Origin of the sequence: Candidatus Agathobaculum pullicola, from assembly GCF_052117205.1 — a bacterium.
Lineage (GTDB): Bacteria > Bacillota > Clostridia > Oscillospirales > Butyricicoccaceae > Agathobaculum > Agathobaculum pullicola.
The window spans coordinates 23,738-40,066 of the sequence record NZ_JBQKJP010000023.1; the positions used below are offsets into that span (position 1 = coordinate 23,738).

A 16,329-nucleotide genomic window follows, 5' to 3' on the forward strand; every position below is an offset into this window, starting at 1 on the left:
TTTATGAGGCCAGACAAAAGTAATATGCCAAGCGCCGCCCTTTGGGCGGCGCTTGCTATCCTTGTGATATGGTTCGGTCTGCTATGCGGAGGTGCAGCTGCGCCGGGCAGGACAGTTTCGGAATGGTTTGACGCCTTATCCCTGTCCATGGAAGATCCCCTGCACATTACGATAACGGAATACAGCGTCAAGGCAGTGCTGATTATCCTGCTGGTTTATCTGCTTTGTGTGTTCCTGTTCATTGACGGCCAGGGCAAGCGCCGCCCGGGCGAAGAACACGGCTCGGCAAAATGGGGCAAAGCAAAGCCGGTTTGCGCGAAGTACCGGTATCAAACCAAGTTTATGGAGAGGTTGAAAGCGCGGATATCGAAGGCTGCCGCTTTCTTCCGTTCCCTTCCTGTTCGTCTGCATATAAAACGGCTTACGCCGGAGGGACAGGCAAGGACACAGGCGGAACAGGCACTGCATCTGCCGTGCGATATGAATTTCCCCTTAACCCAGAATGTCTGCATCGGGCTGGACGTGTACCGGCATAAGCGCAACCTGAACATCTGCGCAGTGGGCGGCGCGGGCGCAGGCAAGTCGCGTTCGCTCGCAAAACCCGGGCTGATGCAGGCAAACTGCTCATTCCTTACGTGCGACCCGGCTGGCGAATTGCTGCGGGACTGTGCGCCGCTGCTCTTGAAGCGCGGATATGATATTAAGGTGTTCAACCTTTCGGACCGGCGGCGCTCGGATTGTTATAACCCGTTTGATTATATCCATTCCGATGCGGACGTGATCCGGCTCGTGACGCTGCTGGTGCGGAACACAACGCCAAAAGGCGCAAACAGCAGCGACCCGTTCTGGGAGAAGGCGGAAACCGCGCTGATCACCGCGCTGATCCTGTACCTGTATCATGAGGGCGCGGAGGAAGATAAAAACTTCGGTACGGTCATGTACCTGCTCAACAATGCGGAAGCTGTGGAAAACGGGCCGAAAAGCCCTACAGACCAGCTGTTCCTGCAGCTGGAAGCGGAAAAAGGTGACAGCCATATTGCTGTGCAGTACTATAAATCGTTCCTCAGCAGTCCGGAAAAGACACGCGATACGATCCGGCAGATGGCAACCTCACGGCTTGCATATTTCCTGCTGGACGAGATGCAGGATATCACAGGCACGGACGAAATGGATTTCGCATCCCTTGGCGAGCGCAAACGCGCAATTTTTGTTATCACGCCGGTCAATGACAAGTCGTTTAACTATCTGGTGAGCATGATGTATATGCAGGCGTTTCAGGAACTGTACGACTGTGCGGAAAAGAAGCATGGCGGCACGCTGCCTGTCCATGTCCGCTTTCTGATGGACGAGTTTGCAAACGTGCCGCTGCCGGAGGATTTTGAGCAGACGCTGGCCACATGCCGTAAATACAATATCTCCTGCACGATCATCCTGCAAAATATCGCACAGCTTAAGGGCATGTTCGAAAAGACGTGGGAGAACATCACGGGCAACTGTGATACATTCCTCTACTTAGGCGGCAATGAGCAGTCCACGCACAAGTATGTGTCTGAGCTGTTGGGCAAGGCCACTATTGACACAAGGACAAGCGGACAGACCAGGGGCAGCCATGGTTCTTACACGCGAAATTTTCAACAGACGGGCCGCGAACTGATGACGCCGGATGAGGTGCGGGAACTGGACAACAAATATGCACTGCTGTTTATCCGTGGCGAACATCCCGTGTGCGACCTGAAATACGACCTGCTGCGCCATCCTGCACTGGCGCTGACTGCAGACGGCAAAGCGGCGCCGTATACGCCGCCGCTGCGTTTCCCGATCCGTCCATCCACGCGGACAGATGAATGGAAAGCAATGAAGGAAATGATAGACGGCATCGAATTTGAATATTTTTCTATCTGAAACAAAGGAGAAAACTGTTATGAAAAACCGTATGAAGAAACTGACCATGCTCCTCGCAAACAAAAAGGCATATGAGCGTACGCGCAGCCTGTACCGAAAAGGGGTTTTGGCTGCGTCTGTTGCCTGTTTCGCCGTAGTCCCCGCGTTCGCCGCCGACCCGCTGAGCGCAATCACGCAGCTTTCGGATTTCATCTTTGCCCTCATCAAGGCGGTTGGCTTGATGGTATCCGGCTGGGGCGTGCTGCAGGTCGGTATGTCTATCCAGTCGCACGACCCGTCCCAGCGCACCCAAGGTATCCTGTGTTTGGTAGGCGGCCTGCTGATCATGTTCGCAAAGGACATCCTGGACCTTATCACCGGCGGCTGACAGCAGGAATGGAGTTGAAGAAAAACTATGTGGGCGTTAGATGTACTGGAGGGCGCGCTGGGAACATGGAACAGCTACATGGCACAAATCTGGGATATTGTCACGCAGTCGCCCAAAGAATTTATGGGCGGCGCGATATGGCCTGCTATCGAGCAGATTTTTTCTGTGCTGCAGGGCATCGGATATGGCCTGCTCATCCTGTTCTTTGCTATGTCCTTCTTTAAGCAGTCCACCTCGTTCCGGGAGCTTCGGCATCCGGAACAGGTGTTCCGCCTGTTCCTGCGCTTTGTCCTCGCGCAGGCGGCGATCACCTATGGGCTGGAAATTATCAATTTTATTTTTGAGGTCACCGGCGGGATCACTTCTTCCATAGCAGCGAGCCTTGGCAGCCTGCATGAAGTAGCTGCCACACTGCCGGATGAAATACGGACGGCGGCGGAAGACGCCAACATCATCCAGAGTGTGATTTCAGGGGTCGTAGGGCTGGTTTTTACCGGCATTGTTATCTGCCTGTCCATGATGATACTGACAAAAGTATATGGGCGGTTTTTCCGCGTTTACCTGTATGTCGCGCTTGCGCCGCTGCCGCTTTCCGCGTTTGGCGGCGAACTGACCAGCCGGCACGGGCGCACCTTTATCCAGAGCTTTATCGGCGTATGTCTGGAAGCGGCGATTATTGTGCTGGCGTGTATCGTGTATTCCGCTTTTATATCAAGCAACGAACTGCCATCGGTCGATTTTGGTGAGGGCAGTATCGGTATGATGGTGGGTTACATGGCCGGCGTGATATTCCAGATGTTGATTTTGCTGAGTATTGTCAGCACGGCGGACCGTGTTGTGAAAGATATGCTGTCGCTGTAAAGGAGGTTGAAACGGCATGGAATGCCCGGTTAATAAAGAAATACGGAACTATCGCGAGGGCGTGTTCATGGGGCTGAGCATGCGGCAGACCGCATGGGGCGCTGCGGCGCTGACGGTTGCCGCAGCCGCTAATTTCGGCTTGCGGCTGGTGGTGGGCAAGGAAACGGCAAGCGTGCTGTGCATACTGCTCGCCGCACTGCCGGCGGCGGTAGGGTTCCTGTCCTATCATGGCCTGAGCTTTGAGCAGCTTGCATGCGCGTGGCTGCGCACCACAATCCGGCATAACGGCTGGTATGTATACAGGGCGGTCTGCTTGTATGAAACGCTGCACCGCGCGGCGATAGAGGAACGGAGGCGCGATAAGAAGAAAAAGAAAGTGTCTGTAAACCCCCGAAAGGAGAAGAGGAACAATGTTCAGAAAAAAGCAGGATAAAGCCAAGGTGCAAATGCCAGCGCGCCCGGTACGCCTGCCGAAGAGCGTGCAGCAGCTCGTACCGGTGCAGCGCGTTTATCCGGACGCAGTCTGGCAGGTAGGCGCAACCGAATACAGCAAGACATGGTCTTTTACGGATATCAACTATGCGGTGGCAAGTCCGGAGGATCAAACCTCTATTTTGGATTCCTGGGGGCGCGTTCTCAACGGCCTTGCAGCGGACAGCCGGCTGAAGATCACACTGGCAAACAGGCTGTTTAACAAGGACAGCCTGAGCGGCTCGATTTTCTACAAAAAGAAGGACGATGGGCTGGACAAGTACCGGGGTGAGATGAACCGTGTATTGATGGATAAGGCAAAGGGCAGCAACGGCATTGTGCAGGAGAAATTCCTGACGCTGACCGCAAACCGCAAAAACGAGAACGAGGCGCGGATGTTTTTCAGCCGCGCCGGGAAAAGCCTGTCGTTTGGGATGCAGCGTCTTTCCTCTACGGTAAAGCCGCTGAACAACACAGAACGGTTCCGCGTGCTGCATGACTTTTTCCGTCCGGACCACCGTATGAAAAACGCCGACGTCGCTGCTATGATGCGCAGCGGCAAGCATTTTGCAGATGTGATCTGTCCGCTGGCAATGCGCTACCACGCAGACTATATCGAACTGGACCACGGCTTCGCCCGTGTGCTGTTCATTGAAGAGTATGCGTCCATGCTGTCCGATAAACTGGTGCATGACCTGATGGAGCTGCCGCGCCAGATGATGCTATCCATTGACATCACGCCGGTACACCCGCAGGAAGCTGTAAAGATGCTCAACCGGCTGGATATGCGCGTGGAATCCGATATCACGCGCTGGCAGCAGCGCCAGAACAACAACAATAACTTTTCTGCCGAAATCCCCTATGAGTACAAGCAGATGCGTGAAGTGGTAGAGAATTACAAGGATGAAACCACGCAGAACGACCAGCGGATTATGATGACTACCACGACGGTCGTGCATATGGCGGATACGCTGGAACAGCTGAACGCGGATACCGAGACGCTGAAAACAACGGCAAGCGGATATGGCTGCGAGCTGGCGGCGCTGAAATGGCAGCAGGATATCGGCTTGGACACGGTGCTGCCGTATGGGCTGCGCCGCGTGGTACAGCAGCGTACGCTGCTTACCAAATCCGCGAGCATTTTGACGCCGTTTTCCGAGCAGGAGATCCAGCAGAGCGGCGGTATCTGCTATGGCAATAACGCGGTATCCGGCAATATGATTTTGGCAAACCGCGCGCTGCTCAAAAACGGCAACTGCATCCGTCTGGGCGTGCCGGGCGCAGGCAAGTCCATGAGCGCAAAGTGGGAGATTGGCCAAGTCCTCCTGTCCACGAATGATGATGTGCTCATCCTTGACCCCGAAAATGAGTTTACGCCCATGGTGGGCGCGTTCGGCGGCACGATGATCGACGTATCCGGCTCATCCTCCGTGCGGATCAATGCAATGGACATGGAAAAAGGGTATGTAGACGAAGGCAAAGACCCGTTACCAGACAAGTCCGAATTTGTCCTGTCCCTGTTTGAACAGATCATGGGCAGCGATCTCAAGGCGCAGCATCGTTCTATCATAGACCGTTGCATCCAAAATGTTTATAAGCCGTACATTGGGAGTGGGTATCAAGGCGATCCGCCGACGCTCACAGACCTGCAGAATGAGCTACTTCGACAGGATGAAGATGAAGCAAAGGAATTGGCACTCTCTGCTGAACTATTCATAACTGGATCGCTGGGTATCTTCTCACAAAAAACCAATGTGGAACAAAATAACCGGCTGACCTCGTATAACATTCTGGATCTGGGCGAACAGCTTTTGCCGCTTGGTATGCTCGTTATTTTGGAATCTATTTATAACCGTGTTATTCAGAATTGGCGGGCTGGACGGCGTACATGGGTATTTGTGGATGAGTTCTCGATCTTTTTCCGCTATCCGTTTGCGACAAACTTCTTTTTACGCATGTGGAAACAGGTTCGCAAAAGAAGCGGCTATATGACCGGTATCACGCAGAATGTGGGCGAGATGCTGCAAAGCAAGGATGCGCGCTGGATGCTGGCTAACAGCGAATTTTTGATTATGCTGTCGCAGTCTGCGTCCGATCGCGCTGATCTTGCAGAGCTGCTGCATATTTCCGATGCGCAGCTGTCCTATGTGGAAAATGCTGACCCCGGCTGCGGTTTGATGAAATTTGGCGGCGCATTTATCCCATTCGTAAACGACTTCCCGAAGAATACCAAGTTGTACAAGCTCATGACCACAAAGCCCGGAGAATGGCAGTGATAAGCGTATGGCAATATACAAATATAAAACACCGCAGATAAGCGTAACCCCCTCCAGAGCAGGTAATGCAGCTGGAGGGGGTGAAAAACGCTATAATGGCAGCAAGACGCGGTCTGGTGCAGAATTGCAGGCACGCACGATTCGGAAGAAGCCTTCATCCAGTACGCCGCAAGGTGCAAAAAAGGCCAAAGCAGTTCGCAAAAAGCGTATCATGAAACACTACATGATCCGTAAACTCATTCGCCGCAGACAAAATCTGAAGGAGCGGAAAAAGAGCCAGGAACAAAGCGGCCAGCGTGCGGATGCAGCTGCTGTTAGCCAGGCAGAAACAGCCTTAGAGCGTGGCGCGCAGGAAGTGGCAATACATACTGTGCGCGGTGCGTGGCGAACCGGCAGAGCTGCACACGCTCTATATGGTACAACATGTCAAAAGGTGACAGATACCTTGGATACTCGTGCAGCAAAGAAGTCTGTGCGGCGCACAGTTCGGCGGTACATTGATGCAAACGGTAAAGTGCGGCTCCGCTATTCCTATCAGAGTACGCGGCAAAATGCGAATATACGAAGCGCAACGCACGTCAAAAGGCATCAGCGGTATCGTATGGCTGGGCAAAAACAGCTTAAAAACAAACGAATACTGGAGCGGAGCAGAATGGGCCGTGCTGCAACTCGGCTTGCCAATTCACCCAAAGCCACTACAAGAATGTATGGTGCCGGACGGAAGGCGACCGCTCAGACACTATATAATCCCACGCGTGGCACTTATGGAAAAGGCAGCCTATATGGAGCAGGACGTAGGACAGCATCTACGGCAATCAATCGTGCGGCAACGCGGATTCGCACAGCGGGCGTATCGCAAAACACAGCGGTCACAGCCGGTTTCGCACAAAAGCGGAAAGGCATGCTGAAAAATATTCAGTACCGTTTCCGCGCCCGTTCTGCCGGGGTTAAAAAGTTGAAGCGGAAGCAGATGCAAAAGCTGGCAAAGGGAGCGCAAGGTGCAGTATCCAGCGCGGCAAAAAAGGGACTTTTTAAGGCGCCTGGGGCTGCACTTAGTAAGATTGCCGCCGCGGCAAAGGGCAAAATCGTGCTCATTGGTGCGGCCGTTGTTTTGGTGATGTGTATGATCGTCGCGCCGATCAGTATATTTGCCTCTGCGGTTGGAATCTTGTTTGCTGATGAAAATGCTGAAAGTATGACCAACACAGATGTTAAAAGGGTGAAGGAATGCTATATGGCGGCACAAATGGCGTGGCAGGAGGAAGTGCTGCGCGGGGAATCCTATGACCGTGTGGTTTATGAAGGAGATTATGCAGATGATGCAGAAGTTTTGGCAGTGTTTTCTGTTAAACTAACAGAAAAAGATGGATTAGATGCGATGACGATGGAACCGAAGCAGCGTGAAATCTTAAATCAGGTTTATAAGACCATGAATCCGTATACGAAATGGTATACGAAAACAAAGGATGGAGATCGGATTCTGCATGTAGGGATTTCACGATTGACAGCAGACAAAGCCGCCGACCGATACCATTTCAGCACGGCAAACAAAAAAACATTGCACGAACTGCTGGACGATTACCGGCCCGATCTGTTGGCGCTGATTGCAGGCATTGGCGGCGGTGCGGGTGGTTATCCGGGCGAGCCGATCATAGGCGATGCGTATAAGGCGTTGATGGATGAAGCACAGAAATATATCGGCTACCCGTATGTTTACGGTGGCAGCTCGCCGGCAACTTCATTTGACTGCTCCGGTTATATCTGTTGGGTTTACACGCAGTCTGGAATTTATAATCTGCCGCGCACAACGGCGCAGGGCATCTATGGCTACTGTACACCTGTGTCTCCAAGTGAAGCACAGCCGGGCGATCTGGTGTTCTTCCAAGGCACATACGATTTCTACGAGAAAATCACACACATCGGCATTTATGTTGGCAACGGAAAAATGCTGCACTGCGGAAATCCGATTGGATACGCGGATATTACAAGCTCATATTGGCAATCTCACTTTTATGGGTTTGGAAGATTAGGATGATAGCTAATGTCGCACTGTCATGCTGTAATGCGGTCAGAAGATTTTCCTTTTTGGCGATTTCATGTGGCAGATTGACGTTGATATCATCTTGCAGCCGATAATGTTCATTCTTATATGCGCTGCGCAAGACAGACAGTTTGTTCACATCCACTTCCAACTCCATGCGTTCTTTGATTTTGGGATCGCCTGCGGCAAGAGCCTTGATTTCAGCATAGGATAGCGCCGCTTCATCGACATCCTCACAGGTGCGCGCAGGATTTTTAGAGGTCATTACCTGGGCGATGAATTTCTGCTTGTTTTCAACAGTTTGCCAGTTGTAGCTGTCAAACGTACCCTCCGTAGCATAGCGGTAAATATCCACCTTGGAATTGGTGTTTCCTTGACGCAGGATACGCCCTTCCCGTTGTTCCACATCGCGCGGACGCCACGGACAATCCACCTCATGTTCTGCGATCAGCCTTCTTTGCACGTTGAATCCTGCGCCCATTTTGGCGGTTGAGCCGAGCAGGATACGGATTGTGCCGGCATTCATTTTATTCCGCACCGCTGCTTTTTTCGTGGCAGTGTTTGCATTATGGATATACGCGATTTCATCTGCCGGCACACCGCGCGCAATCAGCTTATCCCGAATGTCATCGTATGCGCAGAAGCTGTTTTTACGTTGTCCGCTTGGGGTGGCGAGATCGCAGAAGATCAGCTGCGTGCTTTTTTCCGCCTTGGTTTTTTCCCAAATATCATAAACATTTTGCACAACCTTGTTCAGTTTACTTTCCGGCACATCCGCCAGCGCAGGATTGGCAAGCCGCTGGTCAAGCGCCAGTTTTCGTCCGTCGTTGGTGATTGCCAGCATGTTGTCTGTGTACGGATCAACCGCACCGGCACGCACTGCATCCGCACGTTTGCCAAGATGCTGCACCATGTCTTTCTGTTCCTGTGTCGGCTGCGCGATCTCATTGTGATACTCTACGTCGGGCCGTTCCAAATTAAGCATATCTGCCGTCTGGATATCTGCTGCTTGTTTCCATAGGTTCATGAGTTCTGGTAAATTGACAAATTTTGCGAAACGGGTTTTCGCACGGTAGCCGGTTCCCTCTGGAGATAACTCCATAGAGGTTACCGTCTCACCGAAACTCGAAGCCCAGCTGTCAAAATCGGTCATGCCGGTCTGCTCCAGCACATCATACTGGAGATAGCGCATCATCGTATACAGTTCGGCCATGCTGTTAGAAATTGGTGTGCCGGTAGCAAAAACGACGCCATTATAACCGCTGCGGTCATTCAGGTATTCACACTTTGCTGCCATATCCTCGCTCTTTTGTGCGGCAGTAGACTGGATGCCTGCTACGTTACGCATTTTTGTAAACAGGCCAAGGTTCTTAAATTCGTCTGCTTCATCCACAAAAATCCGGTCTACGCCCAGCTGCTCAAAGGTTACGACATCATCCTTTTCCTTAGCATCCATGAGTTTTTTCAAACGGGCCTCCAATTTCTTTTTGGAGCTTTCAAGCTGTTTAATGGTAAAATTCATGGACTTATCATTTTTGGCAGCAGTCAGGCTCAGTTCCAGATTATCGAGCTGCTTTTCAATATGGGCGCGTTCATTTTCCGGCGATAACGGTACTTTTTCAAACTGGGAATGACCGATGATGACCGCATCATAATCGCCGGTGGCAATGCGCGCGCAAAACGCTTTCCGGTTTTGCTTGGAAAAATCGTTTTCAGTAGCAACAAGAATGTGCGCGCCGGGATAAAGCTGCTGAAACTCTGCGCCCCATTGTTCTGTCAGGCTGTTCGGGACAACAAACATGGGCTTGTGGGCAAGGCCGAGCCTGCGCAGTTCCATTGCACCTGCTGCCATTGTCCACGTTTTTCCCGCACCCACGCAATGTGCGAGCAGTGTATTACCGCCATACAAAATGCGGGCCACAGCATCACGCTGGTGCTTGCGCATATTAATATTGGGGTTCATGCCCGGAAAGGAGAGGTAGTCTCCATTGAACGTGCGCGGCCGCGTATGGTTAAAGTGCTCGTTGTAATAATCCACCAACCGTGCGCGCCGTTCCGGGTCAGCGTATATCCAATCCTTAAATGCTTGCCGCAGCGCATCCTGCTTATTGCGTGCCTTGATTGTCTCTTGATGGTTGGGAATCCGCTTTTCCTGGCCGTTTACAATCTCAACATCAAAAATCTGTACATCACGCAAATTAAGGGATAGCTCAAGCAGCTCATAGCCATTGACACGGTTTGTTCCGTATTTCGTATACGCAGGGGAATTGCGGTCTTTATCATAGCTTTTGTTTGCAACATACCATCGCTTGACGGCATCGGAATAAGAAACTGTGATTTTGTCTGAAGCATGAAAAGGTGGGTATAATACTTCCCGGACAAATTGCGTAATATCTTCCGGCGGTATCCACGTAGTGCCAAGCCGGACACTGATATCCGCAGCGGTGAGCGGTTCGGGCTGTACGCTCTCCAGCATTTTTACATTAACAGAGAAAGTTGGGTCTTTTTCGGCGTATTCTTTTGCAATGCGCAGCTTTTCGCGGACATTGCCGGACAGGTATTCATCGGCAGGCTGCCAGTGTCCGCTTGGCGGGTCACGGAATATCTGGCCATGCAGGGCCGATATGATTTTATCCTGTGCCATACCATCCAGCAGGCCGGACATATAATCAAAGTCAATCTTACCGTATTCTGCAAGCGATAGTCCTAACGCATCCTGCGGTGTATCTGCATGACTGATCGCAATATGGGGACGGATCGTGCGCTGGGTAAAAATTGCGCTTTTACCCTTGACGTTCTGCTCATCGTCCAAATCCTCAAGGGCAAGTAACAGAGGATAGCCCGCATCTTTTGAAAACGCAAGGCGGTTTGCATAGCTGCGGATATAGCCGAATTTTTTGACAAAGGTATCATACAGCCGATTTAAGTCACTTTGCAGCGCATGCAGGCGGGCATCGTCGCATCCCTCGGTTTGTTCTTTAATCAATGTGCGAATAGATTGACGTATATCGATCATAGCACGGGCGCGCTGTTCAGCAGTATTGTTGAGCATTGCTGGTCGGTCTACGCCCGGCTCATGATACAAAAGCATGCCGTTTTTCACAAAGAACGAATAATCATTTACTTCCTCTGTGCTGCTGTCACTGACATCCAAATGTAATGTGTTCGACCGGAACACATTCTCAGCATCCTGTGTCGGCAGTTTGACCGGAAGATCAAGATGTTGAACTGCTTCAGAAAGTAATTGCGTTAATTCTTCTCCTTTTCGGGGGACACAGGCTGTATCATACCCGTACTGGGTGCTTTCCATCTTCATTTCGCCCAGAATCATTTCCGGGTGGGAGATGAAATAGCTGTTCATCAAAAGTCCATCTTGATTTTGCCCCAGCTGTACCCATTCCGGGTCATGCTCCGGCGGTGTTTCCCGTTTTTGCAGAAATATGATATCTGTTGTCACTTCTGCGCCCGCATTGGCTTTGAACGCATTGTTGGGCAAACGGATGGCACCCAGCAAATCCGCTTTCTGTGCAAGCAGGCGGCGCACATGTGTGTCTTTCTTATCCATTGTGCCTTTGGATGTGATAAACGCAATAACGCCATTCGGTTTTACCTTATCCAGCGTCTTAACAAAAAAATAATCATGGATCAATAGATTATCCTTGTCATATCGGCTGTCTGCCAGCTTATAATCACCAAATGGGACATTGCCAATGGCGAGATCAAAAGAGTTATCGGCAAACTGCGTACGCTCAAAACCATCCACTGTTATGTTTGCATTTGGATACAACTGTTGGGCAATGCGGCCTGATATACTATCGAGTTCCACGCCATACAGTTTACTGCCGGACATGCTTTCCGGCACCATCCCGAAGAAATTGCCCACGCCGCAGGACGGCTCCAGGATATTCCCGGTCTCAAACCCCATACGGCCCACAGCCTCATAAATCGCCTTAATGACCGTAGGGCTGGTGTAATGGGCATTGAGCGTGGAGCTGCGTGCAGCAGCGTATTCCTCCGGAGTCAGCAACTCCTGCAGCTCGGAATATTCCGCAGCCCACGCAGGTTTGTTCTGGTCAAAGGCATCTGATAGCCCGCCCCAGCCTACATACTGCGAAAGAAGCTGCTGCTCCTCTGGGGTAGCGTAGCGCTCATCCTGTTCAATCTGTTTCAGCGTGGCGATTGCCTTGATATTACGCCAGAATTTTTCCTTTGGCCCGCCTACACCTAAGTTGTCATCCATAATGCGGAAATTGCTGGGGGCTGTTTCACGTGACGGATACGGTGTGTTTTCCGTATCTGTAGCGTCGTGGGCGGGATCGTCAGCATGCTGTTCACGCAAGGCGGCTTGCCGTAATATCGGTAATATATTGCGGTAGTTTGGGTACTGGTTAAGAAAATCCAGTAATCCTCCGTCGCCATCCCCGATATCCTGACGTTCGGTGAATGTCCTTCCATCCGGCATAACAATGGTGAATTGGGTTTTATCATATCCTAAAAAGCGGGTCAATTCAGGATCATCCGCCGCGTTCCATGCTTCCCATGTTCCATACTTCTTCAGAGCGGCATTCTTGCCGGCGACTCGCTCATCGTCGGCCTGCTTCATCAAGGTGTCAAACTCATAGATGGAATACTGCTTCCCATCTTCAAATATGGGGCTTTCACTCCAATTGCAGATTACATATGGAACTTCGGCTGGCTTAGGGGGATTTACCTGTGCCTGCGCAGTCTGATCCGGGAAGTCTCCTACGATCCGGAGATACTTTTGCTCCTGATGGTCGTAAACAGCAGCGCCGTCATACCGGAAACCATCGCTTTCCAATGTCCCATCCACATAGCCCTGCGCCGCTTTTTCTGCATCGGTCAGCGCTTGATATTCCTGCTTTTCGTCAAAACCATTCTCGACCGGATCATAGACCACCACCTGATACCGGGGGGACATACGATCTTCGGTTACTTCCGTGTCCCGGAACACTCTGGTTCCGTTTGCACCGAACTCCGCTTCGGCAAGTGCCTTTTCTTCTTGAATTTTCTGATATTGGGCCTGTTCCTGTTCGCTAAGATAGCGTCCATCATGGATAAGATCAGTAATGATGGCAGCTGCTTTGTCCCAAGTCAATTTCACATCGGGACAGTCTCGCTTTTTATATCGCACGCCTTTTCCATCATGCCATTCATCGCTGCCTATTGCGCCAGATAAGGCGTGTGAGTGACCACCAATACCATATTCCGCTTTGAGAAAATTGACCTTTTCTTTAGAGGTATGGGGTTGCTGAAAATAATCGAAAATCCGGCCTTTGCCACCAGAAAAACCGCTGCCGCCAGCCATCGCATCATTGATTTCATCTATGGTAATAAATTGCTTAATCGCAGGAATTTCCGTTAATTCGGAGGAAAAGGCTTGGCGCGGCAGATCGAGGTCTCGGAGGTTGGATAGCATTTCATCCAAGCGATGATAAGGAAACCACAGCAAATCCCGGTTTTCCTGATGGGCTGTCAAAAACTGTTGATACTCGGTCAAAAGTGTAGCACGGAACTCTGTTTTTTTCAGCTGCCCAGTGAGCCATGCGGATTCTTCTGGGAAACCACGCCCCAGATTTTCGGCAAGGCTGGACAGATATCCAGCTTTTCTGGCTTCATCACTAAAATCGTGGTACAGGTTCCAGAACTTTTCTGCAAGGCGGCTGCGTTCATAGCCCTCAGCCTCGGCCAGTTCTACATTGGTCGCAAAGTGTCCGTCCTGCAAAAGCTGTCCAATGCGCTCAGCTGCGTTTTGCCATGATACGACTGACGCGGAACGGTCAAACCGCACGGTTTGGCCGCGCGAAAGATGGATACCGTCATTGTCATACCAAGCGACAAATTTTCCGTTTTCAGCGTCAAAACCATTTCCACCGTGATAGAGGGTTTGGAGATAAGCTGCGATCTCGATGGTGGATTTTTGCTCTTCAAAAGCGGCAACAATACATTCACGCTGACGATCTGTATTGCCACCCACCCGTAGCACATGGTCGATCTCTGCCTGCGAGAAGTCGTACCGCCCAGGCAGGGGAAATTGCGATGTGTTCTGATGGAACACATTCTGCGCGGTGGAGGCAGCAGCTTGTGCGGCTTCCGCTTGCGTGTTCCGATGGAACACATTATGCCCGGCCTGTTTGGTAAACTCATCCGAGAGCAGGGACAACTGTTCGGGAACAGGTTCTGCGTTAAAAGGAAAAGCAGCAGACGCTTTCTGCGCTGCTGCTGGCTCCATATGCGGCTCTGTTAGCTGTACACCCAATCCTCGCGCACGATCTCCGCTGCGCAATGACGGTAATTGTTCATCAGGCCGATCCATTTCTGCAGATCGGTGGCTTTCAGCTCGTCGTCCGTCCCGTCCTGCTTCGCCATGGACAACATGATCCGATCCAGTTCCTCTTGTGCGTGCATCTCCACGTCGTTGAGATACTCGTTCAGCGTCCCAGCTACTACCATTTCCTGATAAAACTCCGGCTCGTTGCGCTTCATGTACTGGAGGCGTTCCGCCCCGAACCACGGATAATTCGCTGGGGTTGGGTCGTGATACTGCTTGCCGTCCGTCCCGATATGATAATCCATAAGTCGTAAATGTGGACAAAAGAGCCTGTCCCGTTAAGCTGGAAAAAACGGTGCTTCAGGTAACCGGCAGTTTGCAGCTCGCGCCACGCCTTTTCCAGTGCATATCGGCTTTCACAGTATTTTGCCAGCGTACCTTTGGTCAGGCTCCAGCGCGGCATACCGATGAAAGATGATATCACCAGATAAAGCCCTTTTGCCGTCAGTGACAAGGCCCTGTCACGCAGTACAGGGTTATACGCCATAGTGAAACCTGACATTTGAATCACCTCCTTTTCAGCTTGTTTTATCAGAAGTTAGATAGCGGTTGACACAATTACGGACGCTATCCTCCGTATTGCGTCCACCAATGCGTGCTGCAATCTGACGCCATTGCAGGCCGTCCACATAGCGATACAAAATGATTTGGCGCAACAGAGGATCCCCTATATTGTTGACAAACGCATTGAGTTTGGCATATTCCAAAATGCTTTCCAATACACGCTCCATAATAATCTTTTTCAGCTCATCTATCATTGACAGATATAATCCGGTATTATCGCGGAGCATCCCAATGTGCGGCAGTCCAGATAACGACGAAGTTCGCCCTGATACGATAGAGCGCAATTCGCATAGCCGCTCTAAATCGCGTTTTAGTTCAATATTTAAAACGGATAGCCGCTCCAGTTCGTCTTTTGGTAGATTATCTGTCGCTCTCTCTTAGTGATTTTTGTCATACTACGCACCTCCATTCTGTAAGAGATTTTCCTTATTCCTGCAAAATTTCTGCTTCTCTCGAGCAAAAAAAACAGGTAACAAGATTAAGTCCTCTTGTTACCTTTAATATTACAACTTTCGTCGGAAAATAAAAATCGAAAAAAGTGTTGACAGATGGGGAACAGTGTGTTATTATAAACAAGTCGCTGAGACAGACAAGACTTGCGAAACGCTGGTGTAGCTCAGTTGGTAGAGCAGCTGATTTGTAATCAGCAGGTCGGGGGTTCAAGTCCGTCCACCAGCTCCACATGTTTTTGCAAGTTCCACAATTGCATATGGGAGGTTTCCCGAGTGGCCAAAGGGAACAGACTGTAAATCTGTCGTCTATGACTTCGGTGGTTCGAATCCACCACCTCCCACCAAAGGCTAAACCGATCTTTTCTTTTGAAAAGATCGGTTTTTTTCAACTTTTATATCGATTACTGAAAATGATATAGAAAGGAAAGGGAAGATTTCTGCCATTTCGCTTCGGAAGCGCGAGACGGCTTTGGGACGATTGTATTCGATCAGGTGGATGCCAGCTTCGATCGGGCGCGCACGGTGACATGTGCATAGGTGTCGGCGGTCAGGGTAAAATTCTTGTGCCCGAGCCAGTCCTGCACTTCTTTGAGCGATGCGCCTTCTTCCAGCAGCAGAGTAGCACAGGAGTGCCCTTACGGTATAATTACGACAAACCGGAAAAGCCCCGTAGAATCAAGGGTTTTGAGGTTTTCAGTCTGGTTTTTTCATCCTTTTCCAAACCGAAAAATCATACTGAAATAAGTCGAATTATAGGGGGTGTTTCATTAACGACAAATGAATAGCAGAAAGGAACTCAAAGCCTTTTGATTTCAAGCACAGTAGAATATTGGATTTAGGCGAAGCCGTCACTTGTTTCGAGTGGCGGCTTTTGTCATTTCCAGGACTGCTGTGCAGGCACATGACAACACCAATCAGAAATGAGGTGAAGTCATTGAACACGCAAATTATCGCCATCGCCAACCAGAAAGGCGGCGTTGGCAAGACAACCACCTGCGCAAATCTGGGTATCGGACTGGCGCAGGCGGGGAAGAAAGTTCTGCTGA

The 16,329-nt window shown here is 50.8% G+C and carries 11 protein-coding genes, 2 tRNA genes and 2 pseudogenes; 9 read left to right on the forward strand and 6 right to left on the reverse strand.

Annotated elements, in window-relative coordinates:
- Positions 1 to 3 precede the first annotated feature (3 nt).
- Genes ACTQ3V_RS09275 through ACTQ3V_RS09300 form a run of 6 tightly spaced genes read left to right on the forward strand, consistent with a single transcriptional unit; the run spans position 4 to position 7,912 of the window.
- Entirely contained in the window at positions 4 to 1,902 is a 1,899-nt protein-coding gene (locus ACTQ3V_RS09275) for a VirD4-like conjugal transfer protein, CD1115 family (protein WP_441467263.1), read from the forward strand.
- Positions 1,903 to 1,921: 19 nt separating this feature from the next.
- A complete protein-coding gene (locus tag ACTQ3V_RS09280; protein ID WP_441467264.1) occupies positions 1,922 to 2,269 on the forward strand; it encodes a formate hydrogenlyase in 348 nt (115 codons plus the stop codon).
- A 27-nt stretch (positions 2,270 to 2,296) separates the two neighbouring features.
- Positions 2,297 to 3,130 carry a VirB6/TrbL-like conjugal transfer protein, CD1112 family gene (locus ACTQ3V_RS09285; protein WP_441467265.1) on the forward strand — a complete coding sequence of 278 codons (834 nt, stop codon included), beginning with the start codon at positions 2,297 to 2,299 and terminating at the stop codon, positions 3,128 to 3,130.
- Between the two features lie 16 nt (positions 3,131 to 3,146).
- A complete protein-coding gene (locus tag ACTQ3V_RS09290) occupies positions 3,147 to 3,563 on the forward strand; it encodes a PrgI family protein (RefSeq protein ID WP_441467266.1) in 417 nt (138 codons plus the stop codon).
- Complete coding sequence (locus tag ACTQ3V_RS09295; protein ID WP_441467267.1) at positions 3,541 to 5,877, forward strand: VirB4-like conjugal transfer ATPase, CD1110 family; 2,337 nt, start codon at positions 3,541 to 3,543, stop codon at positions 5,875 to 5,877. The genes ACTQ3V_RS09290 and ACTQ3V_RS09295 overlap by 23 nt, the downstream gene beginning before the upstream one ends.
- 7 nt (positions 5,878 to 5,884) lie before the next feature.
- Complete coding sequence (locus tag ACTQ3V_RS09300; RefSeq protein ID WP_441467268.1) at positions 5,885 to 7,912, forward strand: C40 family peptidase; 2,028 nt, start codon at positions 5,885 to 5,887, stop codon at positions 7,910 to 7,912.
- On the opposite strand, the gene ACTQ3V_RS09305 is transcribed toward ACTQ3V_RS09300, so the two are convergent.
- From ACTQ3V_RS09305 to ACTQ3V_RS09325, 5 genes and pseudogenes are all read right to left on the reverse strand, one after another.
- On the reverse strand, positions 7,860 to 11,009 hold the full coding sequence (locus ACTQ3V_RS09305) for a helicase-like domain-containing protein (RefSeq protein ID WP_441467275.1): 3,150 nt from the start codon (positions 11,007 to 11,009) through the stop codon (positions 7,860 to 7,862). The two genes, ACTQ3V_RS09300 and ACTQ3V_RS09305, sit on opposite strands and share 53 nt — an antisense overlap.
- A gap of 129 nt (positions 11,010 to 11,138) precedes the next feature.
- Positions 11,139 to 13,952, reverse strand: a pseudogene (locus ACTQ3V_RS09310) (LPD25 domain-containing protein); the annotation flags it as partial.
- A gap of 227 nt (positions 13,953 to 14,179) precedes the next feature.
- Positions 14,180 to 14,422: a TnpV protein gene (locus ACTQ3V_RS09315; RefSeq protein WP_441467269.1), complete on the reverse strand. Its 243-nt coding sequence runs from the start codon at positions 14,420 to 14,422 to the stop codon at positions 14,180 to 14,182.
- Positions 14,419 to 14,769 (reverse strand): hypothetical protein, encoded by a 351-nt coding sequence (locus tag ACTQ3V_RS09320; protein WP_441467270.1) that lies wholly within the window; start codon positions 14,767 to 14,769, stop codon positions 14,419 to 14,421. Before ACTQ3V_RS09320 ends, ACTQ3V_RS09315 begins: the two co-directional genes overlap by 4 nt.
- Positions 14,770 to 14,785: 16 nt before the next feature.
- The gene (locus tag ACTQ3V_RS09325; RefSeq protein WP_441467271.1) at positions 14,786 to 15,025 is read right to left on the reverse strand and encodes a hypothetical protein; all 240 of its coding nucleotides are present in this window, start codon (positions 15,023 to 15,025) and stop codon (positions 14,786 to 14,788) included.
- Positions 15,026 to 15,436: 411 nt separating this feature from the next.
- Between ACTQ3V_RS09325 and ACTQ3V_RS09330 the strand changes: the two genes are divergently transcribed.
- Both ACTQ3V_RS09330 and ACTQ3V_RS09335 read left to right on the forward strand, forming a co-directional pair.
- Positions 15,437 to 15,512 (forward strand) — tRNA-Thr (locus tag ACTQ3V_RS09330).
- Positions 15,513 to 15,542: 30 nt separating this feature from the next.
- A tRNA-Tyr gene (locus ACTQ3V_RS09335) sits at positions 15,543 to 15,627 on the forward strand.
- 144 nt (positions 15,628 to 15,771) lie between these two features.
- Here the strand turns inward: ACTQ3V_RS09335 and ACTQ3V_RS09340 are convergent.
- Positions 15,772 to 15,903: pseudogene (locus ACTQ3V_RS09340) on the reverse strand (hypothetical protein); the annotation flags it as partial.
- A 251-nt stretch (positions 15,904 to 16,154) separates the two neighbouring features.
- On the opposite strand from ACTQ3V_RS09340, the gene ACTQ3V_RS09345 reads away from it, so the two are divergent.
- On the forward strand, positions 16,155 to 16,329 hold a 175-nt coding region (locus ACTQ3V_RS09345), incomplete at its 3' end, for a ParA family protein (protein WP_441467276.1).

Bases quoted from the DNA above. Each gene is read 5' to 3' on its own strand.
- ACTQ3V_RS09275 (WP_441467263.1), top strand. From the start codon at position 4: ATGAGGCCAGACAAAAGTAATATGCCAAGCGCCGCCCTTTGGGCGGCG.
- ACTQ3V_RS09280 (WP_441467264.1), top strand. From the start codon at position 1,922: ATGAAAAACCGTATGAAGAAACTGACCATGCTCCTCGCAAACAAAAAG.
- ACTQ3V_RS09285 (WP_441467265.1), top strand. From the start codon at position 2,297: ATGTGGGCGTTAGATGTACTGGAGGGCGCGCTGGGAACATGGAACAGC.
- ACTQ3V_RS09290 (WP_441467266.1), top strand. From the start codon at position 3,147: ATGGAATGCCCGGTTAATAAAGAAATACGGAACTATCGCGAGGGCGTG.
- ACTQ3V_RS09295 (WP_441467267.1), top strand. From the start codon at position 3,541: ATGTTCAGAAAAAAGCAGGATAAAGCCAAGGTGCAAATGCCAGCGCGC.
- ACTQ3V_RS09300 (WP_441467268.1), top strand. From the start codon at position 5,885: ATGGCAATATACAAATATAAAACACCGCAGATAAGCGTAACCCCCTCC.
- ACTQ3V_RS09305 (WP_441467275.1), bottom strand. From the start codon at position 11,009: ATGCTTTTGTATCATGAGCCGGGCGTAGACCGACCAGCAATGCTCAAC.
- ACTQ3V_RS09315 (WP_441467269.1), bottom strand. From the start codon at position 14,422: ATGAAGCGCAACGAGCCGGAGTTTTATCAGGAAATGGTAGTAGCTGGG.
- ACTQ3V_RS09320 (WP_441467270.1), bottom strand. From the start codon at position 14,769: ATGTCAGGTTTCACTATGGCGTATAACCCTGTACTGCGTGACAGGGCC.
- ACTQ3V_RS09325 (WP_441467271.1), bottom strand. From the start codon at position 15,025: ATGATAGATGAGCTGAAAAAGATTATTATGGAGCGTGTATTGGAAAGC.